Origin of the sequence: Pseudomonas sp. OV226, from assembly GCF_003148705.1 — a bacterium.
GTDB lineage: Bacteria > Pseudomonadota > Gammaproteobacteria > Pseudomonadales > Pseudomonadaceae > Aquipseudomonas.
Genome location: NZ_QGGS01000007.1, coordinates 188,330 through 211,312, shown reverse-complemented (window position 1 = coordinate 211,312; position 22,983 = coordinate 188,330). Strand labels below are relative to the sequence as shown.

The window sequence follows — 22,983 nt, the reverse complement described above, 5'->3', positions numbered from 1 at the left end:
CTGAAAAAAAGCATATAAGGCAAGCGATTAGTTATTTATTTGTAATGGCGTGCTATGACGTTCGAGATCACTTCGCGGGACGCAAATAGTTTGTTCCCGATTAAGAAACTGCAACAGGATCATGACGCGCTCGGCGCCGAGCGAGGAAATGAAGACGCCTTCAAGTGGCGACAGCGGCCCTCGAATGATCTGCAAGTGTTCGCCGGGTTTCAGGTCGTGGCTGGTGTGCGGTTCCGCTGATTCAATACAGCGCGCACGCAGATGCTCGATGACGTGCTCGGACACCGTCGCAGGACCATGATTGAATTCGACAATACGACTGACGCCGCGGGTAGAACGGATGGGCGCCCAATTGTCGCTACGGCTGAGATGGATAAACAAATACCCAGGGAAGAGCGACTCCAGCACCCGATGGCGTTTCCCGCGGATCACGCGTTCACTCACCAACTGAGGGTGGAAGATCACATAATTTTGTTGAAGCAGGTTGAGATGGGCACGTTCGTCCTGACGTGGTTTGCATTGCAGGAGGTACCAATTAGACCGTTCGGAGCTATGTGCTGGCATGCTGGTAAACTCTGTAATTAGCGAAGTTTAGGCAGGCAGTGGCTCTAGTGAGGCCTATGAAGTGAAGTTGGACGCAGATATGTTTTTTTTATGTATGTATGTGCAGTAGTGTTTCAATACTGAAGCACATAGTGCTTCACGAAAGTGCAACGAATAACGTAATGCTCTAACAAGTAGCGCTTTGGGCATAAGACCGTGGCTCAACGTTGAAACAGACAAAGCTACCGCACGGTCTGCACATGGGACCCACAAAAAAATAGTTCTGAAGAGGTGGGTCTAAGGAACAACCGCCAATGCAGGCAATCTGCACTCACGCTCTGTTCAAATAGACCGGTGTAGTTATCGACCACTCTAAGCGGTCTGTCAAACGTTCCTTGTCAAAATACATGCCTTTTATCCATTGGCGATTTTGACAGTACGCAAGCAATTGTTTTTGTGGTTGATTTCCGTTTCGTCGGGTTTATTAAACTTTTGACGCTATTAATAGTCATCCCGACCGAGTGCAGTCCCCGATGTTGGGGATAGTAAGTAGTGAGCTCCCAATCTGGACCCAATGCAATAGCAACGCTATAACTAACAACTCTTGTCTGAACAACGGAGCAAGGCACTATGACCGTTCTTGTGACTGGCGCCGCAGGGTTCATTGGGTATCACACGGTCAAACGGTTGTGCCTCCAAGGTCTGGAAGTGATAGGCCTCGACAACCTCAACGACTATTACAGCGTGGCGCTCAAGCGCGCTCGGCTCGAACAATTGAGCGCGTTGCAGGGCTTCCATTTTCAGAAGATGGACATCGTCGACAAACCCGCCTTGATGGGGTTGTTCAACGAGTATCGCTTCACCGAAGTGGTGCACCTGGCGGCGCAAGCGGGCGTTCGTTACTCGCAACACAATCCGGATGCCTATGCTCAATCCAACCTGGTGGGCTTCTTGAATGTGCTGGAAGCCTGCCGGCACCATCCGCCCGCGCACTTGATCTACGCGTCAAGCAGCTCAGTGTACGGTGCCAACAGCAAACTGCCGTTCAGCGTCGATGACCGGGTCGATCATCCGGTTTCGCTGTACGCGGCGAGCAAGCGCGCCAATGAATTGCTCGCCGACAGCTACTGTCATCTCTACGGTCTGAAGGCCAGCGGCCTGCGCTTTTTTACCGTCTACGGACCGTGGGGCCGTCCCGACATGGCGTTGTTCAAGTTCACCGAAGCGATCCTCAAGGGCCAGCCCATCGATGTGTTCAACCATGGCCAGATGGCGCGCGACTTCACCTACATCGACGACATCGTCGAAGGCATCGTCCGGCTGCGTCTCAAGCCGCCACTGCCGAACCAGGCAGATGAGGGCGTCAACCGGATTTTCAACATCGGCCGTGGCATGCCGATTGCGCTGCTGGATTTTATCGAATGCCTGGAGTCGGCATTAGGGATCAAGGCGCAGCGCAATTACTTGCCGATGCAACCTGGGGATGTCATCAAGACCTGGGCCGATGTGTCGGCGTTGGCAGACTGGGTCGACTTCCGCCCGCAAGTGGCGGTTGAAGCCGGCGTGGCGCAGTTTGTGGCGTGGTATCGGCACTTTTATCAGGTGTGACGTCAGCTCAACACAAAGTCCACCGGCGCCAGCACCGGAGGCAGTTGTGTTTGCCCCATGGCGGTGAGAATTTCGCGCTCGATGGTGCGCACGATCGCGTCGAGGGGCAGATCGTTTTCGTCGCGACCAAACGGGTCCTCCAGTTCATCGCCAATCGCGTCCAGACCGAAAAAGGTGTAGCTGACAATCGCCGTGAAAATCGGGGTCATCCAGCCCAGCGGCTCGGCCATTGCGAAGGGCAGCAGGAAGCAGAAGAGGTAGCTGGTTCGGTGCAGCAACAAGGTGTAGGCAAACGGCAGCGGCGTGTGTTTGATCCGCTCGCAGGCGGCTTGCGCCTGGGTCAGGTGCGCCAGGTGGCTGGCCATGATCGTGTAGCGCCATTCGTTGATCACCCCTGACTCACTGAGTGCCGAACACTGCTGCGTGACGTTCAGCAAAATGCTCCCGCTGAAGTCGGGCGAGTGGTCATTGGGGATCGGATCGAGCCAGCGGGCACTCGCCTCCTGCTCGTTTTCCTGGCGAAGTTTTGCGTTGAGCGCGTGGGCGAACCCGCACAGCTGACTCAACAGGGCGTTGCGCGTATTGGCGTCCTTGATGATCGTGGTTTCACGAATCATCGAACGAATCGCGACCATCACATCGCCCCAGGCTTTGCGGCCTTCATACCAGCGGTCATAACAGGCGTTGTTGCGAAAACTCATGAAGATCGACAGCGACAGGCCCAGCAGGGTGAACGGCGTTGCGCTGACTTTGGAAAAGTAGCTGGGGTGCCACGTCTCGACGAGCACGATGACTGACGCCAGCAGCATCACCATCAGGCTGCGCAAGGCAATCCGTTTGGCGATGGAGCCCTTGGTGGCGCTCAGTATATTGATGAAGTTCGGTTTGGGTCTGACGATCATCGTGTTCTGCCTTCAGGTGTATCGCGTCGCGCGCAGGCTAAGAGCTTGAGGGCGGCGAGTCCAATCACTCTCTGTGACCGGGTGATCGATGCTGTCTATGAGCACGCTATTTTTCATAATCCAGCGCCCATGAGCTTCAGGTAGTCGGGACTGTCGGAAATCGAGTTATGGCCGACGCCCGGGATCACTTTCAGCGTGGCCACGCCGGGCGCGAAATGGCGGTAGAGCCGCTCGGTACTTGCGCGTGGAATGACCTCGTCGTGCTCGGCCTCGATCATCAGCGTCGGCACCGTGGTGTGGGCCGCGTATCGCCATGATTCAAATCGGTCCTTGAGCAACCAGCGCACCGGAAACCAGCGAAACCGTTGTACCGCCAGGCCTTCGAGGCTGTTGTAAGGCGTGATCAGGATCAGCCGTGAGGCCGGGCGCTGGCTGGCCAGGCGCACGGCAACGCCTGAGCCGAGGCTGCGCCCCACAATTGCGATCTGTGGATGGCTGTCGTAGACCCTGTCAAACAACGTCAGGGCATCGCGCGCGAGGGCTTCTTCGGACGGCGACCCCGTGCTGCCGCCAAACCCTCGATAGTGCATCAAGTACAGCGCGTGCTCGGGGAACGCCTGAGAAAACGCCGGCAAATTGCGTGATACATCTTCGGCATTGCCACCCAAGTAGATCAACGCCTTCGGGCCGGCATGCGGGCGAACAGACACTTGAATGTGCGCGTCGTCGACGGTCAGCGTCAGTAGCGAGGCGGGCGTTTCGAGGGCGGCCGGCTGCGGAAAGTAGATCAAGGCGCGCTGAAATACGAACAATGCCGCACACAGCGCCAGGTACAACGCGGCAATGATGACGATGAGAAGCGCCAGGGTTCGAAACATTCGACTAACTTTAGTGGACGGCATGGACGGCATGGACGGCTCTGGGGCAGAAAACCGCGGACAGGTGATCGGTGTCAGAGTCTAGTCCACTGGCAGCAGGGCGCGCCGGGTCTGGCCACGCCCCGGGCGACCAGGGCAAACGGGATGGCGCCGGACGGGCAATACGATGAGCGGCACTGATGGATACACGCGTCGACAATTACTCACGCTGGCTGCCGGCGCTTCGGCGGTGTTTACCGTCGATCGAGCCTTCGCAACATCTGCACCGTCGACGGACACAGGAGGCAAGACCATGCTGACCCGCGCCATCCCCTCCAGCGCCGAGCCATTGCCCATTGTCGGGCTAGGCACCTATCGCGGCTTCGATGTCGAGCCGGCCAGCCCCGCCTATAAACAACTGCCAGAGGTGCTCAGTGCGTTGTTCAAAAAAGGCGGGACGGTCATCGACAGTTCGCCCATGTATGGCCGCGCCGAACAGACCACCGGTGAGTTGCTGTCTATTCACGAACCTCGCTCGCCGGCCTTTCTGGCCACCAAGGTGTGGACTCAGGGACGCGAAGAAGGCATCGCGCAAATGGAGCGGTCTTTCAAACTGCTGCAAACCGACCGCATCGACCTGATGCAGATCCACAACCTGCTGGACTGGCAAACCCATTTGCCGACCTTGCGTCAATGGAAGGAACAAGGGCGCATTCGCTACATCGGCATCACCCATTACACGGCGTCGGCCTATGAAGAAGTAGAAGCGCTGCTCAAGGCCGAGCCGCTGGATTTTTTGCAGATCAATTACGCACTGGATGATCGCACTGTCGAAAAACGCATCCTGCCGCTGTGCCGCGAACGAGGCGTGGCGGTGATCTGCAACCGGCCCTTCGGGGGCGGCGGTTTACTCGAGCGATTGAAGGGCAAGCCGTTACCCGGGTGGGCCGCACAAGTGGGGGTGACCAGTTGGGCGCAACTGGCATTGAAGTTCCTGTTGTCACATTCGGCGGTGACCTGTGTGATCCCCGGCACCGGTAATCCGCGTTACATGGCGGACAACGCCGGTGCCGGTTTCGGGCCGATGCTCACCGGCGCACAGCGCGAGCAATTGATCGATATCGTGGGTTAGGTGCGCTGGCGAAACCGCTGCGGGATGTCCTGCGCAAACGGAAAGAGTGAAAAGTACGGCCGCGCTTCGTCGATCACCCGTTGCACGGACGGTCTGTTCATCAGCCGATCAAAATAAGCGTTCAGGTGAGTGTGATCATCAGGGAACGGCTCAAGCGTACTGGCATAAAAAAGCGCCGGGGCCGCCGCGCAATCGGCCAGGCTGAACTCCGGGCTGGCCAGCCAGGTGCGATTCTCCAGTTGCCGGTCGAGCATGCCGTACACGGTCTGAAGTGTGGAGCGTTGTCGGGTCAGGTCAGCCTCAGTTGCGAGAATGCGATCGAGAACAATCTGTTGCAGCGGTGTCTGCAGGTAGTTATCGCAGACACGGTCCCACTGGCGAACCTCCAACGCAGTGTCCCAGTCGGCGGGAATCAGCAGGTGGTGCCCAGCAAAATACCGATCCAGGTACTCGATGATAATCGTGGACTCAGCCACGTTACGCTGGCCTGCGTGGTCGCAGATGACCGGGAATTTGCCCAGTGGCCAGAGCGCCAGCAACTGTGCTTTCTCGCCGGCGTTGCCCAGATCAATGAGCCGTCCCTCGAAATCGATAGCGTGTTCATAGAGCGCGATTAGCACCTTATGGCAGTACGACGACAGCGGATGGTAATAAAGCGTCAGCATATTCGGGCTCCTGCGGGGGAGTGATCTTTACCAGCATAGTCGTCGTGCGCGGCGGTTCGAAATGCGGTGCTAGACTTTTCAGGTTGGATCGATCAATTCCACCGGCAACGCGAGGACGAGAAGGCTGGAGGTATGACATGACTGTTCAATCGCTGGATAGAGAACACATCAGCGTTGTGGTTCGCAATTATGTAGAGGGCATGGTTTTCGCCGACGAAGTACTGCTACGGCATGCGTTTCATCCCGCTTGTCGCATCATCGGTCATTACCATGGAGAGCTGGAGTGGGCATCGCTGGATGACTTTATCAGCGCGATCAAGGCTGAGGGGCCTGCGGCCAAAGGGATTGAGCCGTATTGGGACACAAAAAGCGTCGATATCACAGGGGATGCCGCCGCCGTCAAAGTGATCGATGACTACGCCGGCATGCGCTTCACGGATTATCTGTCGTTACTGAAAATCAATGAGCGCTGGATGATTGTGAACAAGCTCTATTATTTCAACGAATAAAAAAGCAGTGCCTGGGAAACCAGGCACTGCGTGCACTCAGCGGCGATCCAGCCACACCGTCTGCGCATTACAGAACTCGCGTACGCCGAAATGCGAGAGCTCGCGGCCAAACCCGCTTTTCTTCACGCCACCGAAGGTCACGCGCGGGTCGGAAGCGCTGTAGCCATTGATGAACACACCACCGGTTTCCAGTTCGCCGGACATCTGTTGGGCGAGCTCGACGTTGCCCGTGAAAATGGTTGCCGCCAGGCCGAACTCGCTGTCATTGGCCAGTTCCAGTGCGTGTGCTGCATCGCGCGCCGTGATGATCGACGCCACCGGGCCAAACAACTCCTGTTTGAATGACGTCATCTGATCGGTGACGTTGGCGAACACCGTCGGCTCGTAGAAGTTACCCGGGCCTTCGGCCTTCTTGCCGCCCAGCAGCAATGTCGCGCCTTCTTCCAGGGTGGCGCGCACTTGTTGATCCAGTTCATCACGCAGATCAAAACGGGCCATCGGGCCGATGTAGGTGCTGGTGAGCAATGGATCGCCAACCACTAGCTTGCGCGTGGCTTCGACGAACTTGCTGGTGAACGCCTCGACAACGCCTTGCTCGACGATCAAGCGCTTGGCCGCCGCGCAGACTTGCCCGGTGTTCTGGTAGCGACCGATCACGGCGGCTTTGACCGCTTCATCGAGGTCGGCATCGTTGAGCACGATGAAGGGGTCGGAACCGCCCAGTTCCAGCACGCATTTCTTCAACGCTGCGCCTGCCTGAGCGCCGATGGCCATGCCGGCGCGCACGCTACCGGTGAGGGTCACGGCGGCGATGCGAGGATCGGCAATCGCCGTGGAAACGCCTTCTGGCGTGACGTTCAGCACTTCGAAAACACCTTCCGGGAAACCGGCAGTCTTGAAGGCTTCCAGCAGCAAGTAAGCGCTGCCCATCACGTTGGGCGCATGCTTGAGCACGTAGGTGTTGCCGGCGATCAGGGTCGGAACGGCGCCACGCAGCACCTGCCAGATCGGGAAGTTCCACGGCATCACGGCCAGGATCGGCCCGAGCGGACGGTATTCGATGCGTGCTTTGCCGCCTTCAACCAACGTCGTTTCAGCGTTGAGCATGGCCGGGCCGTGTTCGGCGTACCACTCGCACAGTTGTGCGCACTTTTCAATTTCACCGCGTGCCTGGGTGATCGGCTTGCCCATTTCCAGGGTGATCATGCTGGCCATTTTATCGGCGCTGTCGCGCAGGGCCTTGGCCAGGGCGATCAACAACTGCGAGCGTTGCTCAACAGCCGTTTTGCGCCAGACGCGGAACCCGCCAGCCGCCCGGGCCAGAGCCGCTTGCAGTGCCGAGTCGGATTCAAAAGGGTAGTGGCCGATCTGTTCGCCGTTGAGCGGGTTGATCGAAATGGCGTGGGTAAGGCTGGAAACTTGCGTCATGGCACCGTCCTGCTAGGTGGGAATGTGCGCAGGTTACGGTGGTGTTAAATTTCTGGAAACTGAATAATACTGAGCATAACGTTCACGTTTGGAGAATGACTTGGATCTGGTTCAGTTGGAAATTTTCAAGGCCGTTGCCGAGCACGGCAGCATCAGCGTCGCCGCGCAGCACATCCACCGAGTGCCCTCCAACCTGACGACGCGGATCAAGCAGTTGGAGCAGGACCTGGGCGTGGACCTGTTTATCCGCGAGAAAAGCCGCTTGCGTTTGTCGCCGGCCGGCTGGAGTTTTCTCGACTATGCCCGGCGCATCCTCGACCTGGTCCAGGAAGCCCGCGCCACCGTGGCAGGCGAAGAACCACAAGGTTCATTCCCCTTGGGTTCACTGGAAAGTACGGCGGCGGTGCGCATTCCCGAGCTGCTGGCGGCCTATAACCAGAAACACGCCAAGGTTGAACTGGACCTGTCCACCGGCCCCTCGGGGACCATGATCGATGGGGTGCTGTCGGGCCGGCTGGCCGCCGCGTTTGTCGATGGGCCGGTGTTGCACCCGGCACTGGAAGGCGTGCCGGCGTTTGAAGAAGAGATGGTGCTGATCGCGCCGCTCCACCATTCACCGATTTATCGCGCGCAGGATGTGAACGGCGAAAACATCTACGCCTTCCGCTCCAATTGCTCGTACCGGCACCACTTCGAAAGCTGGTTCACCAAGGACGCGGCGGTGCCGGGCAAGATCTTCGAAATGGAGTCCTATCACGGCATGCTCGCCTGCGTCAGCGCCGGTGCGGGCCTGGCGCTGATGCCGCGCAGCATGCTCGAAAGCATGCCGGGTTGCACCACGGTGAGTATCTGGCCGCTGTCGGAGTCTTTCCGCTATTTGCGCACCTGGCTGGTATGGCGCCGAGGCACGGTGTCGCAGAGCCTGACCATGTTTGTGCGTTTGCTGGAAGAACGTGGGGTGGTACAGCAACAAACTTGAAACCACCCCATAACCCTGTGGGTCAGAAGGGCTTGTTGGCACTCACCAGCCCCTCGGCCTGCCCGGCAAACCACTGCATGATCAGCGCGCACGCCGGATGGGACGCCGCCGAGGGTTGCAGGCACAACGAATACAGCCCTCGGGTCTTCAACGGGGCGCCGAACGGGACGACGAGCACACCACGCTCGATCGATTCCTGGGCCAGGGTCATGTCGGTCATCGCCACCCCCAGACCCCGTGCCGCAGCATCCAGCGCCAACTCGTCGAGGTTGAAGGGAATGTGCCGGTAGTCCTCCAGCGACTTGCCGCCATTGGCCGCCAGCCAATCGATCCACGCTTGTTTGTCGGCCGAACGATGCAGCAGGGCAAAACCGCTCAGGTCGTCCATCGACGCCAGCGGTCGGGTTGCGCTGGCAAGGCCGGGGGCGCACACCGGAATCAGCGCTTCTTCGAACAGGGTCAGGCACGCAGGATCGCTGGACGGCTCGGGCAGGTAGAGGATGTAGGCATCGCTGTCGCTGGCCGGCTCGACAATTTCGGTCGCCACGGTCTCGATCGACAGGGAAACATCCGGGTGATTTCGATAGAAGTCGCTCAGTTTCGGCAACAACCAGCGTACCGCCAGTGACACATGCATGCGGATACGGAACGGGCGTTTTTGCGGGGAGAGGCGGTCTTCGAGGGTTTTCAGTTGCTCAAGGATACTGCGCGCGCTGGTCAGCACCAGTTCGCCCTCCGGCGTCAGTCGAAGGCTGCGGCTGCTGCGCACAAACAGCGGCACCCCGAAGTGACTCTCCAGTTGCTGGATTTGTCGGCTGACGGCGCTTTGGGTCAGGCAGAGCGTGTTCGCGGCTTGCGTGAAGCTACCGGCATCAGCGACTTCCACCAGCGCCTGCAAGGCCTGCAGGTTGGGCACGTGGCGAATTTTATCCATGCGTTTTCAGAATGGCTCAATGATTTTATAACGTTGGTTGTATCACCGAAGACCTAATAGATTCTAGCCCTGACGGCTGCCATCACTTATCGCCTATGCGATTCACGCATGAGCAGGCCGGGAATAAGAGTCTAGGCAGGTGACGCATGAAAAATGAATGTGGCTGGATCGCGCAAGCTCAAAGCGCTCCAGTACGTGATCGTCTGAAAGGGCCGCAAACAGCCGATTGGCTGGTGATCGGCGGCGGCATTACCGGCTTGAGCGCCGCCCACGCCCTCGCGCAATTGCACCCTCAGGCGCGCATCGTGGTGGTCGACCGCCAGCGCGCGGCGCAAGGTGCTTCGGCGCGCAATTCCGGTTTTGTGGTGGCCCATGAACACCCGGGCACCGATGAGTTGATCGACAGCCCCGGGTTCGCCGGGTTTGAGGTGGACACCACCATTTCACGTGCGGCCAATGCCGAAGTGCACGCGATGATTCTGCGTCACGGCATCCAGTGTGAGTTTCGCGATTCGGGCTACTACTTTGCCGTCAGCGATGCCCGCAAATTGACCGACGTCGAGGCCAAGTTGCAAACGCTGCGGGCTCTCGGGGCAACTGCGCAGTATCTGGAAGGTGAACAACTGGCGCAGAAACTCGGCACCGGGCATTACCGCGCCGCGATCTGGTGCGGCAAGGGCAATGCGCTGCTGCAACCGGCCAAATACGTGCAAGGCTTGCTCGATGCGCTGCCGGAACGTGTGACCGTCTACGAAAACACCGACATCACCGGTCTTGAGCGCCTGGCAAAAGGGCGTCTGCGGGCCAACGGCATCGCGGGCAGCATCGAGGCGAAGCAAGTGCTGGTGTGCCTGAACGCCTTCGTGCCTCGCGCTGGTATTCAGGGCAGCGGAACCTTTGCCATGGAACTCAGCGCCAGTCTCACACGACCATTAAGCGACGAAGAGTTTCGCAACATGGGCAGCGTGGAACCGTGGGGCGTTTTGTCGACCCGGCCGCTCGGCGCCACGGTACGGCTGACCCCTGATCGTCGGGTCATGATCCGCAACACCGCGGAATACCGTTCCCGGGATTTGTCCGCCAGCGAACTGTCGATCCGTCGCCAGCACCATGTGCTCGGCTTGCAACGGCGTTTCCCTTGGCTGGGCGAGCAAGACATCCAATACACCTGGACCGGACACCTGAGCGCCTCGCGCTCCGGGCAGCCGTATTTTTCGCAGGTGCAAGAGGGCGTGTACGCCGTGGCCGGCTGCAACGGTTCCGGCGTGGCGCGCGGCACGTTGTGGGGGCGGTTGCTCGCGGAACTGGCCTCAGGCATTGACTCGCCAATGCTCGATTCGGTGATGCAGCGCGCACAGCCGGGCTGGCTGCCGCCGCGACCGTTGCTCGACATCGGTGCCATGCTTCGGGTGCGCGTAGAGACCATTCGGGCAAAGACAGAATTTTAGAAACCCGGTTATCACAAAAGAACAAAAAGGTGATTGAACATGCGCGTTAACACGATTTCCCTGATGGTCTTGCTCTCGACGGTGTCGGCAGTCAGCTATGCCGAAGAACAGGTCAACATTTCCAACTGGAATGGCTACATTGCCGATGACACCCTGGTCAACTTCACCAAGGAAACCGGGATCAAGGCCACTTACGATATTCACGACAGCAACGAAGTCCTGGAATCGAAGTTGATGACCGGCAACACCGGTTATGACGTAGTCAGCCCGTCGAACCACTTTCTCTCCCGCTTGATCAAGGCCGGGGCGATCCAGAAGCTCGACAAGAGCCACCTGCCCAACTGGAAGAACCTCGATCCGGCGTTGATGAAAAAACTCGAGGTCAACGATCCGGGCAACCAGTACGGCTATCCGTACATGTGGGGCACGGCGGGTATTGGCTACAACGTCGAGAAGATCAAGGCGATCTTCGGCAACACCGACATCACCCACTCCTGGAAAATGTTTTTTGATGAAGACAACATCAAAAAGTTGAGTGCATGTGGGGTGGCGATTATCGATAACCCGACGCAAGTCCTGCCAATCACCCTTAATTACCTCGGCCTGCCACCGCACAGTCACGAACCGGCGGACTACAAAAAAGCCGAGCAGGCGTTATTCAAAATCAGGCCCTACGTGCAGTACTTCCATGCCTCCAAGTACATCAGCGACCTGGCTAACGGCAATGTCTGCGCGGTGATCGGGTTCAATGGCGACGTTGTGCAAGCCGCCGCGAGTGCCAAGGAAGCCAACAACGGCATCGACATCGCTTACTCGATTCCCGACGAAGGTTCGACGCTGTGGTTCGACATGGTGGTCATGCCCAAGAGCGCGCCTCACGAGAAGAACGGCTACACCTACATGAACTACCTGCTGACGCCGCAAGTGATTGCCAACATCAGCAACAGCATCCATTACGCCAACCCTAACAGTGCGGCTGATGCGTACGTCGTGCCGGCCGTGAAGCAGGACCTGGCGATTTACCCGCCAAAAAGTGTGCTGGATAAACTGTTCACCGTAGAAGAACTACCGGCTGCCATTGCACGGTTGAGTACCCGGTTGTGGACCAAGTTGAAGACTAATACCTGATGAACGTTGGGTCCCGTTGCCGGGACCCAAGTCATTGATTCAGAGTGCACGTTTAGGCAGTTTCCAGTTCGGCCGAATGAAATGGCAGGTGTAACCATTGGGCACTTTTTCAAGGTAATCCTGATGCTCCGGCTCGGCTTGCCAGAACGGACCAGCGGGAACGATCTCCGTCACCACTTTGCCAGGCCACAGACCTGAGGCATCGACGTCGGCCGCGGTGTCTTCGGCGACGTCGCGCTGCTCCTCACTGAGATAGAAAATCGCCGAACGGTAGCTGACGCCGATGTCGTTACCCTGACGATTGGCGGTCGACGGGTCGTGAATCTGGAAGAAAAACTCCAGGATCTGGCGATAGCTGATCACCTGCGGATTGAAGACAATCTCGATCGCTTCCGCATGGGTGCCGTGGTTGCGGTAAGTGGCATTGGCCACATCACCGCCCGAGTAGCCCACGCGGGTAGACAGGATGCCGGGCATTTTTCTGATCAGGTCCTGCATGCCCCAGAAGCAGCCGCCGGCCAGGATGGCGGTTTCGGTTTGCGTGGTCATCGTGCTCACTCCTCAGTAGTAGCCAGTTGGATCAGGTTCTTACGCCGTCAGGACCTTGAGGTCCACATCAATGTTGCCGCGCGTTGCTTTGGAATACGGGCAGATTTGATCGGCAGTGTGCGCCAGTGTCCGTGCAATGTCGTCCGCAAGGCCAGGCACGCGCAGCGTCAATCGCGCCTGGAGGAAATAGTCCTGACCGGTCTGACCGACATCGACTTCGATGTCGACGGACAAATCCCCTGGCAGCACCACGTTCATGTCATTGGCCACCAGCCCGACAGCGGCGGTGTAGCAGGCCGACCATGCGCCGGCGAACAGTTGCTCGGCGGTCGGGTGCGGCTGGGTCGCGGCGAACACGTGTACAGGTGCGGTGTCGCCGGGCGACGAGAGCGCAATGTCGAGGCTGCCGTTATGGCCGCGCGACGTGTGGCCGGTGCTGCTGGCGGTGGTGTGGGTTTTGCCGGTGGCCAGGACTTTTTCAATTTTGCTCATGAGGATTCTCTTGAATGTGTTCGGTTTGTTTCGCATGCGTGTTGGTCGCATGCGATATATATGGGGCGTTTATAAGGCCGATCTTCAAGCCGTGAGGACGTTGATGGCCACGTCGATGTTGCCGCGAGTCGCTTTCGAATACGGGCAGATCTGGTCCGCTTCATGGGCCAGTTTGGTCGCAACAGCGTGATCCAGGCCGGGTGCGCGCAGTGTCAGGCGGGCTTGCAGGAAGTAGGCGTTACCGGTTTGACCGAGGTCGACTTCGATATCCACCGACACGTCGGACGGCAGTTCGACTTTGTTTTGCTTGGCGGCGAGGCCGACGGCAGCGATGTAGCAGGCCGACCATGCACCGGCGAACAGTTGCTCGGCTTTTGGGTGCGGCTGGGTGGCTTCGAACACGTGTGCAGGCGCGGTGCTGCCTGGCGATGACAGCTGGATATCGAGGTTGCCGTTATGACCGCGCGAGGTAAAACCAACAGCGCTCAGGGTGGTGTGGGTTTTGCCGGAGGCCAGTACTTTTTCGATTTTGCTCATGGGGTGAATCCTCTACAGTTTAATTGTTGATCGCATGCGGTTATGTCGTATGCGATGTAATAATAATCCTACAGACCCCAATGAGTGTCAAGGGGGAGAAGGGGGCCTCGGCGACGAGTGGTGCGCAGGTGTGGAGAGGACGGTGTTTTGTAAATGGCGGAAACGAAAAAGCCCGCACGAGGCGGGCTTGGAATTCGAGTAGGTGGCCAGTGCTGGTTTCTGGCTTACAAGGTTTATCAGGACTCTGACAGAACAGTGTTATGTACTTCTGCTTCACACGGCGTAAGGGCTGGATCTCAGCGCGGAGATCTTTCTAACCGTGTACCCTTCGGGACGTGCCCCACGTCTCCTTGCTATCCGCTTGCGCATCAGTCTGCGTCTTCACCTACATAAGTGAGCATAGCAAAGCATCTGCTGTGTAAAGGGCGCTTTTTAGACCGATTTCATCCTGGGAAAAGCGTCACAGGATGGAAAGCTAATATCGGCACAACCTGCCACCAAAGGCAGGCTGGCCGAGGGGTTGCGATCAAATCAGATTGATCTCGACATCGATGTTGCCGCGGGTTGCCTTGGAGTACGGACAAGTCTGGTGGGCCGCGTCCACCACCGCACGAGCGACGGCTGGGTCCAGGCCTGGCAGGCTGACATTCAGACGTGCCTGGAGGAAAAACGCGTTCTCGGTTTTGCCCAGGTCGATCTCGGTATCCACGGCCACGTTGCTCGGCAGGGTCACCTTCAGCGCGCCTGCCGCCTTACCCATCGCACCGATGAAACAGGCCGACCAACCCGCTGCCAGCAGTTGTTCCGGATTGGTGCCGCTGCCAGACGAACCGGGCGGGGACAGCTTAATGTCCAGGCGTCCATCCGAACTCTTGGACTGACCGTCGCGGCCGCCAATGGTATGGGTCTTGCCGGTGTAAAGCACAGTCTCGATTTGATTGATCATGGCAGGTTCCTGCTGAGGGTTTGATGGCTTCATCGTTCAGGTCGCAGGGTCATGGACCTCCTGGCGACGTGGCGACTGTTACACCCTCATGTAGTGCCTGTGTGTCGTGAACCGGCCGTTGTGTATCGCTGTGTAAGATCACGGCAGAATCTACAGATTGATACAAATCCGCGCGTTAGCGAGGAGGGCAAGCCCCTCGCTAACGCGCGAGTGCTTACTTGGGCGGAACGAAGTTATCGAGCATTCCATTCACCGCCAATTCCCCCAGCATGATGACCTGCTGCAGCGCCAGCACGGTACTGCGGTGGGTGCCGTCTAACAACGCCGCCACGTTGCTGGCCATGACACTGGCCGATGCCAGGTTCTCGCAGGTTTGAACCAGCAGGGTTTCATGGTCGACATCCGGGGCAATCATATAAATGGTGCTGGGTTTGCGTGGGGTGTCGTTCATGAGTGCCACCGGGTTGAGGTAGAAATCGAGGGCACGCTCGGCGGCGGCGTGGAGTTTTTTGGAATCGAGGGATGAGTAGGGGGAGGCTGGGTCGGTGTCGGGTGAATCGGTGTCTAGCGATTCGGTGTCTGGTGGATTGGGCGTTACCTTGAACATAGATGAAACTCCATATGGGATTATCGGAGCCATCACCTTCGCTACCAAACGAAAGGTGGTGGCCATACGAAGGTTGGTAGACCGGCCCACATGGAAAATCCGGCGCGCCCGAGGGCGCCCTGCGCATGGCCACCATAAAAACGAATGCCGAAAAAGCATCTGTAAAAGGTGACGTTATGCGACATGTGAAAGACGGGCTACCAAACCCGATCGCTGTTTTTCAGCGACCGGGAAACGATAAAACCCGAGCCATCGACGCACAAGCCGGCGGATTCTGGCTTAGCCGTAGGTAACGGCGCAAGGTTTTGTAGCCTTCGGGAAGTAACTTCGGATGTCTTTAAACAGGCGCCGTTAAACGCGTGAACGCCTTCCAGAAATCGAGGAAATGTCTGACATGTTTTTAGGGGAGGCTGGTCGAGTGGTGGTTGGACACGCGGGCTGAATCTCGGCAGTTTCTGACATGTGCAGACAGTCGCCATGTTTCATGGTTACGACCGGCAGAACGACCCAAAGCGGACATCGGCGGGACATTCCGATTAGCTGAATTGACGCTCATACAGGGTGACCTGCTTAGGAAACAGCTCGCCATAGAGCGGATGTGGAATGCCGAAAATGTTCACTTCGATGCACGGCGGCGGGAGCTCTTCGGAGTAATCCAGGATGGCCAAACCCGCACATGGAATTACCAGACCCGCTTCGGTCTGAACAGAAAGATCCAGAACGGTCTGGTCGTGATGGTTCGTGGAGCACTGGTTCTGGATAGCTGCGTACTCATCGGCAGGTTCGAATTGGCCGAAAGCAACGCCCATCGGGGGATCTCCGTAATCGAGCGCCGAGTAGCCCACCAAAACCAATCCGCTATAAATTGAGAATCGCATCATGAGACTGCCTGTTTTTTGTCATGCATTAGACCCAACCGCGGTATATCACTCGGCTAGTCCTTAAGCGAGGGTGAAGCAGTTGAGCGACCGCAATTTGCCGTTTTCTGCCTGCCGCGAAGTCTGCTGCGCGCGGCCACCTTGGTCGGTTCTGACCGTAACCAGCCCATTGGACGTGACGCTTAAGGAAAACTAAAGATGGCGGCGGAGTAAAAAATTCACGGACAAGTGGTGTTGAAATAAATAATTCATTGATTTACTCTCGGTCCCACGTTGTACGAGATCAACCGCTGTTAGCACCTAAAAAAACAAACAATCGGGAGCAAACATGAAAACGAAAGTGATGTTGGGATTGTTCATGACGGCCGCAGTTTCTCTACCAGCCTGGTCCGCTGACTGGACCGTAGGTGCTAACGTTGGCAACGTGCCCTGGGAGTTTCAGGACGCCAAAGGTGAATTTGTCGGCTTCGAAGTCGATGTTGTAAAAGAAGTGGCCAAACGCGCCGGAAAAAGCGTCGAGTTCGTCAATATTCCCTTCAACGGCCTGTTCAGTGCCGTGCAATCCAAACGTGTTGAAATCGCTATCTCATCAATCACTATCACTCCGAAACGTCTGGAGTCGGTAGCCTTTGCGCAGCCTTACTTCGACAGCGACCAGTCGCTCACCGCACTGACCACTTCCAAGGTCAAAAGCCTGGCCGACATGAACGACAAAGTGGTTGGTGTCGACACTGGCTCTACCGGCGACATGTGGATCGGCCAACACAAGGACGAGTACAAGTTCGCCGATGTCTCGCGCTATGAAGGGCTATCGCCGGCCATGCTCGATCTGGCTTCCGGACGAATCGATGGCTACGTCAGCGACATTCCTGCGGTGCTCTACTACATCAAGGACAAACCGCAATATTCCATCGTGGCGCGTATTCCCACCGGTGAACGCTACTCGCTGATGCACGCCAAAGGCTGGGCGATGAGCGATCAGGTCAACGACATCATCAGCAAGATGAAAGAAGACGGCACCTTAGGGAAAATCCACAAAGAGTGGTTCGGCGCTGAAGCCGATAAAGACTCGAGCACCCTGAAAGTGACCGCCGTCCTCAAGTAAGCCCTGCTGCTGATGCATGTAAGTGGCGACGCCTGTTCGCCACTTGTATTGACCGAGGTATCCCATGGATCTTTTGCAGACATTCTTCAACTGGAACGTGCTCGTCGATTCGCTTCCGCTGATGATGCGCGGTTTGGGCGTGACCATTTTGCTTGGGGTGGTGAGCATTGCCCTGGGCCTGGTGGGCGGGCTTTTGCTGGCATTGCTGCGGTTGTACTCCTACGCACCTGTTCGAGCGCTTGCACGTATCTACATCGATATCATGCGCTCTATTCCACTGCTGGTTTTACTGGTACTCATCTATTACGCGCTGCCTTTTGTCGGCATTCGACTGTCGTCTTTTGCGGCCGCTGCCAGTGCGCTCTCGCTGGTCTCATGCGCTTACAGCGCAGAGATTTTTCGTTCGGGCATCGAAGCCATTCCCCGTGGTCAGTTCGAAGCTTCGGCTTCTCAGGGCATGAGTTTTTTCAACACCATGCGCGACGTCGTGTTGCCACAGGCCATCCGCATCGTGATGCCACCCATGACGAGCAACTGCATCAACGTCATGAAAGACACGGCGCTCGCTTCAGTCGTCGCCATGCCTGACTTGCTGAAGCAGGCAACCCAGGCGCAGGCACTGGCTGCTAACCCGACACCGCTGGTAGGGGCTGCCTTGCTGTATCTGTTGCTGCTGTTGCCGCTGGTACAAATGGTCAGCTGGGTTGAGCGTCGTAACGCCTCTGGAGGAAAAACCGCATGAGCACGTTGATCGACATCGAAAATCTCGACAAGTACTACGGCAGCTTCAAGGCGTTAAGCAATATCAATTTGCAGGTTGAAGAGGGTGAAGTGGTGGTCATTCTTGGCCCGTCCGGTTCGGGAAAATCGACCTTGATTCGCTGCATCAATCTGCTTGAAGACTACCAGCAGGGCGATATTCGCGTGGGGGGCGAGCGGGTTGAAAACGGTCCGCGACTGAGCGCCATCCGTAGTGAAGTAGGTATGGTGTTTCAGAGCTTCAACCTCTATCCGCACCTCACTGTTCTCGACAATGTGTCGTTGGCGCCGATCCGGGTGCGCGGCCTGAGTCGGCGTGATGCGCATGCCAGAGCCAAGGAACTATTAGTGAAGGTCGGCATGGGCGATCACGCCCACAAATACCCGAGCCAATTGTCCGGCGGCCAGCAACAACGGGTTGCCATCGCCCGCACCATGGCCATGGAACCTCGCGCGATTCTGTTCGACGAACCGACTTCCGCGCTGGATCCGGAAATGGTTGGCGAGGTACTCGATGTCATGCAAAACCTTGCTCGGTCCGGCGTCACGATGGTCGTGGTCACTCATGAAATGGGCTTTGCCCGTCGGGTCGCCGATCGGGTGATCTTCATGGAAAGCGGACGCATTGTTGAGCAGAACATCCCGGAACCCTTTTTTACCGCACCTCAGGAACCCCGCACGCAAGCGTTCCTGCAGGCTATCTTGCACCACTGAATCAGGCTGGAGAAAGAAGAGTGAATCCTCTCGATATCGATTACGTTCGCAAGCAATTTCCAGGTCTGGCCGGTGGATACGCCTACATGGATAACGCCGGTGGTTCGATGGTGCTGAGTGCCGTCGCTGACCGGGTCACTGATTACCTGCTCAACAGCAGTGTGCAACTGGGCGCTTCCTATCAACCTTCCGTCGACGCTGGCGAGCGAGTGATGCAGGCACGTCACTCCGTCATGCAGTTGATCAACGCCGAGCATCCCGAAGAAGTGATCATGGGCGGCTCGACCACCCACTTGCTGCAAATACTGTGTCGCGCCATCGCACCGTCAATTGTCCAGGGCGATGAAATCATCGTCACCAATTGCGATCACGAGGCCAACATCGGCCCATGGGTCAAGCTTTGCGAAGACCGTGGCGCGACCTTGCGCGTATGGCAGGTCAACCGCGACAGCTGTGAGCTGGAGCTGGATGACCTGCAGGTCTTGCTCAATGGCAAAACCCGTTATGTGGCCATGACCCACACCTCGAATATTCTCGGCTCGGTCAATCCAGTCGCCGAGGTTGCGCGGCGTGTCCATGCGGTGGGCGCCAAGCTGTGCGTGGACGCCGTCGCTTATGCACCACACCGTCTGGTGGATGTTCAGGCCAGCGGCGCCGATTTCTACGTCTATAGCTTCTATAAAACGTTCGGCCCGCACTTTGCCGTACTCTGGGGACGCCGCTATCTGTTGCTGGAATTGCCGAGTCTTAACCACTTCTTTATCGGTCAGGATGTGGTGCCTTACAAATTGCAACCGGGCAACGTCAACTACGAGTTGTCATTCGGTTGCATCGGCATTACCGACTATTTGCTCGACATCAGCACCCGGCTTGGCGCGCAAGGTAGCGAGCGCAAGTGCATGCAGGCTGCGTTCGATGCCTTCGAGGTGCAGGAGGATTTGCTCGCCGAGCGTCTGCTGGCATTTTTGCGCCAGCGCGAGGGCGTTCGGATCATTGGCAAAGCGAATACCAGCAATCGAGTGCCAACGATCAGTTTCGTGGTTGAGGGCGTTCAGTCAGAGGCTGTTGTGCGTAGGGTCGATGAGCATCGGATCGGCATTCGTTTTGGTGACTTCTATGCACGGCGACTTATCGAAGCCCTTGGGCTTGACCAGTTTGGCGGGGTAGTGCGGGTGTCGTTGGCGCATTACAACACGCTGGAAGAAGTCGACCGCCTCATCACTGCGCTGGATCAAGCAATCAATGCGTTGCGTTGACGGGCGTACACACCTCTAATTTTACGAGCCTTCATTATGGCCTTACCTGAAACCCTTGCAGAGCTGCGTGACTGTATAGCGGCCCAGCACGAACAACTGACCGGTCGTCTGCGTGATGCTGCCCGATTCCTGATCGACAACCCGCATGAAATCGCACTCAATACGGTAGCCGAACTGGGTAAGCGCTCTAGCATCGCGCCTTCCGCTTATATTCGGCTGGCTCAGGCGCTTGGCTTTGCAGGTTTCAAGGATTTGCAGCGGCTTTTCCGCGCACCGTTGCAACAGGCTGCCGACACCCACAGCGAGCGTATTCGGCACTACGGCGGTGAGACGTTGCTGGAGGACCCGAGTGACGTCGGCGGAATTCTGCGTGAGTTCAGCCAGGCCAATATCGTTTCTTTGGAACACCTGGCCGAAGGCGGCGAGCAGGCCAATATCGAAGCCGCCATCGCCCATCTGCAAGTCGCGCGCACTACCTTCGTCATCGGTATGCGCCGTGCCTTTCCGGTGGCGGCGTATCTGAGCTACGCGTTGAGTCGTGTGGGCCGGCGAACCGTGCACATCAGCGGTGCTGGCGGCACGTTGCCGGAGCAGGTCAGCGCCATTGCCGATGATGATTTGCTGATAGCCGTCAGCTTTCCACCGTACGCCAATGACACCGTTGAGGCTTGTCGTCAGGCGCGGGAAGCAGGCGTGACGCTGGTAGCGATCACTGACAGTGTTCTGAGCCCTATCGGGCAGATGGCCGATACGGTGATTGAGGTCAATGACGCCGAATTACTGGGATTTCGCTCGCTCACCGCTTCGTTCTGTATTGCGCAAACCCTGGCCATGGGACTGGCCTTCAGCGAGTGGCAATCGGACACCACCTTTAGCCATGACCGGCTGAAAGATATCGACTGCTAAGTCGCGACTTTCACCACGTACTTATTTAACCAGTCACTTCAGGAGAATATCCCGATGGTTTCACCTGCACGCGATTTAGTGGGTTACGGAAGACAACGCCCGCAAGGCACCTGGCCGAATGGCGCACGTTTGGCCATCAGCCTGGTGATCAACTACGAAGAAGGTTCCGAACGCTCGCTCGCCATGGGCGACCCGGACCAGGAATCAATGACCGAATGGGGCAGCTATTCAATACCCGACGGCACACGCAATCTGGCGATGGAATCGATGTACGAGTACGGCTCGCGCGTCGGGATCTGGCGAATCCTGGATATTCTCGATCAGCAATCGGTTCGTGCGACTTTTCATGCTTGCGCAGTGGCCTTTGAGCAGAACCCTGATGTGGCTCGCGCCGCCGTCGCGGGTGGCCATGAGATTTGCAGTCACGGTTATCGCTGGGAGGAAGTGTTTCGCCTGACTGAAGAGCAGGAGCGTGAACACATGCGCCTGGCAATCGAGTCATTCGAACGCACCTGCGGCAAGCGTCCCGTTGGCTGGTATTGCCGGTATGGCGCCAGCGTCAACACCCGTCGGCTGGTCGCTGAGGAGGGCGGTTTTCTCTACGATTCCGATGCCTACAACGACGACGTTCCCTACTTTGTCGACGTCGAGGGCAAGCGTCACCTCGTGGTGCCTTACACCGCCGACGTGAACGATTTCCGCTACTGGAACTCGCCGGGGCTTTCGCAGGCATCGGACTTTTTCGAGTACATGAAAGAAAGCTTCGAAGTACTTTATGAAGAGTCGGCTGAAGGGCCTCGCATGATGTCGGTCGGGCTGCATCCACGGATGGTGGGCCGTCCAGGGCGGGTCAGGGCGATCAAGCAATTCATCGAGTACGCGAATCAGCACAGCGGTGTCTGGTTTGCTACGCGCGAAGAAATCGCCCGTGCCTGGCTTGAACGAACTTGATGGCGTGGCAATCACGCCGGATTAAAAAATTGAGACGCGCTATTCCTCATTGTGTTGAAAGAGTTCAGGGGGAAGTTCACCAATGCCTTTGAGCCGGGTTTCGAGAAAATCGCGTAATACTCGAACTTTTGTGGAATAGCGTCTGTTGGGAAGATAAGCCATATAAATCTGTCTCCCTGTCAGCGAGTTAACAAAACGATAGTGCGCAAGAACAATTTGTAATTCGCCACTCAGGAGGAGGTCTCGCACCAGCCAGATTTCAAACTCGGCAATGCCCAGTCCACCACAAACCGCTTCGAGCAGTAATTCCGAATTGTCCGACTGAAGATTGCCTTTTGGGAAAATCGAATGTTTCACGTCATCTTTGGTGAAGTACCAATGCGGGTCGCTGTCGGGGTGCAGGTAGATGAGGCAATTGTGCTGGCTGAGTTCGGCAGGTGTTTGGGGATGACCGCAGCGCGCAAGATAATCTGGCGTTGCGCACAGTAGCGAATCGTTGCGGGATATGGGATAGGCGATCAAGTTCTCAAGATGATTCTCGCCCTCATGAATATCCAGGTCAAAGCCCCCTAAGATCATATCGTTGTGGTTGTCGGTCAGACGCAAATCCATCTGGATACCGGGGTACATCTGTAAAAAAGGCGCGATCAGCGGTGCAAGGAAGCGCCTGCCGAAAGCCACGGGCGAAGTCAGTTTCAGCGGGCCGCTTGGTGCAAGATTGAGGTCACTGACGACACGTAACGTGTCGTCAAGATCCGCAATCATCGACAGCGCGCGGGCGTGATAAATCTGCCCGGCCTCGGTGAGGGCGACGATGTGTGTTGTGCGATGAAGAAGGATTGTGTTCAGCGACTTTTCCAGCGTTGTAATCATTCGGGTCAATGTCGAAGGGGAGACATGCAGTTCTCGGGCTGCCGCGGAGAAGGTGCCCAACTCCACTACTTTGACCAGTGCCCTCATTACAGCCAAGTGATCAATACGTGCAATTTCATTAATCATTTTCAGAGTTGCCTTTGCGCTGGTTGCAAAACCGAATTCTATCGGACGATGTTCCATCCATTTTCGCCAGTATATAGACTCATTTCGATTGAAGTGCGCACACCGTTCATAACTTCCGGCAACGTATTCACACGAGAGAATCGTTCATCTC

At 57.2% G+C, this 22,983-nt stretch carries 25 protein-coding genes; 12 read left to right on the top strand and 13 right to left on the bottom strand.

The window, feature by feature from the left end:
* Window positions 1-27 precede the first annotated feature (27 nt).
* A complete protein-coding gene (gene rfaH, locus C7534_RS15020; RefSeq protein WP_109786239.1) occupies window positions 28-564 on the bottom strand; it encodes a transcription/translation regulatory transformer protein RfaH in 537 nt (178 codons plus the stop codon).
* A 609-nt stretch (window positions 565-1,173) separates the two neighbouring features.
* On the opposite strand from rfaH, the gene C7534_RS15015 reads away from it, so the two are divergent.
* On the top strand, window positions 1,174-2,151 hold the full coding sequence (locus tag C7534_RS15015; RefSeq protein ID WP_046030279.1) for an NAD-dependent epimerase: 978 nt from the start codon (window positions 1,174-1,176) through the stop codon (window positions 2,149-2,151).
* A 2-nt stretch (window positions 2,152-2,153) separates the two neighbouring features.
* Here C7534_RS15015 and C7534_RS15010 read toward each other — a convergent pair whose 3' ends face one another.
* Both C7534_RS15010 and C7534_RS15005 read right to left on the bottom strand, forming a co-directional pair.
* The gene (locus C7534_RS15010) at window positions 2,154-3,053 is read right to left on the bottom strand and encodes a bestrophin family protein (protein ID WP_109786238.1); all 900 of its coding nucleotides are present in this window, start codon (window positions 3,051-3,053) and stop codon (window positions 2,154-2,156) included.
* Window positions 3,054-3,166: 113 nt separating this feature from the next.
* Complete coding sequence (locus tag C7534_RS15005) at window positions 3,167-3,955, bottom strand: alpha/beta hydrolase (RefSeq protein ID WP_109786261.1); 789 nt, start codon at window positions 3,953-3,955, stop codon at window positions 3,167-3,169.
* Window positions 3,956-4,097: 142 nt separating this feature from the next.
* Here C7534_RS15005 and C7534_RS15000 point away from each other — a divergent pair, with 142 nt between their 5' ends.
* Window positions 4,098-5,042 carry an aldo/keto reductase gene (locus C7534_RS15000; RefSeq protein ID WP_109786237.1) on the top strand — a complete coding sequence of 315 codons (945 nt, stop codon included), beginning with the start codon at window positions 4,098-4,100 and terminating at the stop codon, window positions 5,040-5,042.
* On the opposite strand, the gene C7534_RS14995 is transcribed toward C7534_RS15000, so the two are convergent.
* A complete protein-coding gene (locus tag C7534_RS14995) occupies window positions 5,039-5,707 on the bottom strand; it encodes a glutathione S-transferase family protein (protein WP_109786236.1) in 669 nt (222 codons plus the stop codon). The two genes, C7534_RS15000 and C7534_RS14995, sit on opposite strands and share 4 nt — an antisense overlap.
* Window positions 5,708-5,844: 137 nt before the next feature.
* Here C7534_RS14995 and C7534_RS14990 point away from each other — a divergent pair, with 137 nt between their 5' ends.
* A complete protein-coding gene (locus tag C7534_RS14990; RefSeq protein WP_109786235.1) occupies window positions 5,845-6,216 on the top strand; it encodes a nuclear transport factor 2 family protein in 372 nt (123 codons plus the stop codon).
* A 36-nt stretch (window positions 6,217-6,252) separates the two neighbouring features.
* On the opposite strand, the gene C7534_RS14985 is transcribed toward C7534_RS14990, so the two are convergent.
* Window positions 6,253-7,644 (bottom strand): aldehyde dehydrogenase family protein, encoded by a 1,392-nt coding sequence (locus tag C7534_RS14985; RefSeq protein ID WP_109786234.1) that lies wholly within the window; start codon window positions 7,642-7,644, stop codon window positions 6,253-6,255.
* Between the two features lie 100 nt (window positions 7,645-7,744).
* Between C7534_RS14985 and ptrR the strand changes: the two genes are divergently transcribed.
* Window positions 7,745-8,623: a putrescine utilization regulator PtrR gene (ptrR, locus tag C7534_RS14980; protein WP_046030266.1), complete on the top strand. Its 879-nt coding sequence runs from the start codon at window positions 7,745-7,747 to the stop codon at window positions 8,621-8,623.
* 22 nt (window positions 8,624-8,645) lie between these two features.
* Here the strand turns inward: ptrR and C7534_RS14975 are convergent, their stop codons facing one another.
* The gene (locus tag C7534_RS14975; protein ID WP_077431966.1) at window positions 8,646-9,557 is read right to left on the bottom strand and encodes a LysR family transcriptional regulator; all 912 of its coding nucleotides are present in this window, start codon (window positions 9,555-9,557) and stop codon (window positions 8,646-8,648) included.
* A gap of 146 nt (window positions 9,558-9,703) precedes the next feature.
* Between C7534_RS14975 and C7534_RS14970 the strand changes: the two genes are divergently transcribed.
* Together C7534_RS14970 and C7534_RS14965 are read left to right on the top strand one after the other, a co-directional pair.
* Window positions 9,704-11,005 (top strand): NAD(P)/FAD-dependent oxidoreductase, encoded by a 1,302-nt coding sequence (locus C7534_RS14970; protein ID WP_109786233.1) that lies wholly within the window; start codon window positions 9,704-9,706, stop codon window positions 11,003-11,005.
* A gap of 39 nt (window positions 11,006-11,044) precedes the next feature.
* Complete coding sequence (locus tag C7534_RS14965) at window positions 11,045-12,133, top strand: polyamine ABC transporter substrate-binding protein (protein ID WP_109786232.1); 1,089 nt, start codon at window positions 11,045-11,047, stop codon at window positions 12,131-12,133.
* Between the two features lie 39 nt (window positions 12,134-12,172).
* Here C7534_RS14965 and msrA read toward each other — a convergent pair whose 3' ends face one another.
* The 6 genes from msrA to C7534_RS14935 all read right to left on the bottom strand — a co-directional run bounded on the left by msrA (window position 12,173) and on the right by C7534_RS14935 (window position 16,073).
* On the bottom strand, window positions 12,173-12,682 hold the full coding sequence (msrA, locus tag C7534_RS14960; RefSeq protein ID WP_046030259.1) for a peptide-methionine (S)-S-oxide reductase MsrA: 510 nt from the start codon (window positions 12,680-12,682) through the stop codon (window positions 12,173-12,175).
* Window positions 12,683-12,721: 39 nt separating this feature from the next.
* The gene (locus C7534_RS14955) at window positions 12,722-13,174 is read right to left on the bottom strand and encodes an Ohr family peroxiredoxin (protein WP_109786231.1); all 453 of its coding nucleotides are present in this window, start codon (window positions 13,172-13,174) and stop codon (window positions 12,722-12,724) included.
* A gap of 84 nt (window positions 13,175-13,258) precedes the next feature.
* Window positions 13,259-13,711, bottom strand: coding sequence for an Ohr family peroxiredoxin (locus C7534_RS14950; RefSeq protein ID WP_077431969.1), 453 nt, complete (start codon window positions 13,709-13,711; stop codon window positions 13,259-13,261).
* A 526-nt stretch (window positions 13,712-14,237) separates the two neighbouring features.
* Window positions 14,238-14,657 (bottom strand): organic hydroperoxide resistance protein, encoded by a 420-nt coding sequence (locus C7534_RS14945; protein ID WP_109786230.1) that lies wholly within the window; start codon window positions 14,655-14,657, stop codon window positions 14,238-14,240.
* Between the two features lie 214 nt (window positions 14,658-14,871).
* On the bottom strand, window positions 14,872-15,264 hold the full coding sequence (locus tag C7534_RS14940; protein ID WP_109786229.1) for a DUF6124 family protein: 393 nt from the start codon (window positions 15,262-15,264) through the stop codon (window positions 14,872-14,874).
* 536 nt (window positions 15,265-15,800) lie between these two features.
* Window positions 15,801-16,073: a hypothetical protein gene (locus tag C7534_RS14935; RefSeq protein ID WP_109786228.1), complete on the bottom strand. Its 273-nt coding sequence runs from the start codon at window positions 16,071-16,073 to the stop codon at window positions 15,801-15,803.
* Between the two features lie 397 nt (window positions 16,074-16,470).
* Between C7534_RS14935 and C7534_RS14930 the strand changes: the two genes are divergently transcribed.
* The 6 genes from C7534_RS14930 (at window position 16,471) to C7534_RS14905 (ending at window position 21,833) form a co-directional block, all read left to right on the top strand.
* On the top strand, window positions 16,471-17,247 hold the full coding sequence (locus tag C7534_RS14930; protein ID WP_109786227.1) for a transporter substrate-binding domain-containing protein: 777 nt from the start codon (window positions 16,471-16,473) through the stop codon (window positions 17,245-17,247).
* 64 nt (window positions 17,248-17,311) lie between these two features.
* Window positions 17,312-17,989, top strand: a complete 678-nt coding sequence (locus C7534_RS14925; protein ID WP_027923846.1) for an amino acid ABC transporter permease — start codon at window positions 17,312-17,314, stop codon at window positions 17,987-17,989.
* A complete protein-coding gene (locus C7534_RS14920) occupies window positions 17,986-18,720 on the top strand; it encodes an amino acid ABC transporter ATP-binding protein (protein WP_109786226.1) in 735 nt (244 codons plus the stop codon). The genes C7534_RS14925 and C7534_RS14920 overlap by 4 nt, the downstream gene beginning before the upstream one ends.
* Window positions 18,721-18,740: 20 nt before the next feature.
* A complete protein-coding gene (locus C7534_RS14915) occupies window positions 18,741-19,976 on the top strand; it encodes a cysteine desulfurase-like protein (protein WP_109786225.1) in 1,236 nt (411 codons plus the stop codon).
* A gap of 36 nt (window positions 19,977-20,012) precedes the next feature.
* The gene (locus C7534_RS14910) at window positions 20,013-20,882 is read left to right on the top strand and encodes a MurR/RpiR family transcriptional regulator (RefSeq protein WP_077431978.1); all 870 of its coding nucleotides are present in this window, start codon (window positions 20,013-20,015) and stop codon (window positions 20,880-20,882) included.
* A gap of 54 nt (window positions 20,883-20,936) precedes the next feature.
* Complete coding sequence (locus C7534_RS14905) at window positions 20,937-21,833, top strand: allantoinase PuuE (protein ID WP_109786224.1); 897 nt, start codon at window positions 20,937-20,939, stop codon at window positions 21,831-21,833.
* A 39-nt stretch (window positions 21,834-21,872) separates the two neighbouring features.
* Here the strand turns inward: C7534_RS14905 and C7534_RS14900 are convergent, their stop codons facing one another.
* Entirely contained in the window at window positions 21,873-22,889 is a 1,017-nt protein-coding gene (locus tag C7534_RS14900; RefSeq protein ID WP_223525106.1) for a LysR family transcriptional regulator, read from the bottom strand.
* Window positions 22,890-22,983: the final 94 nt, after the last annotated feature.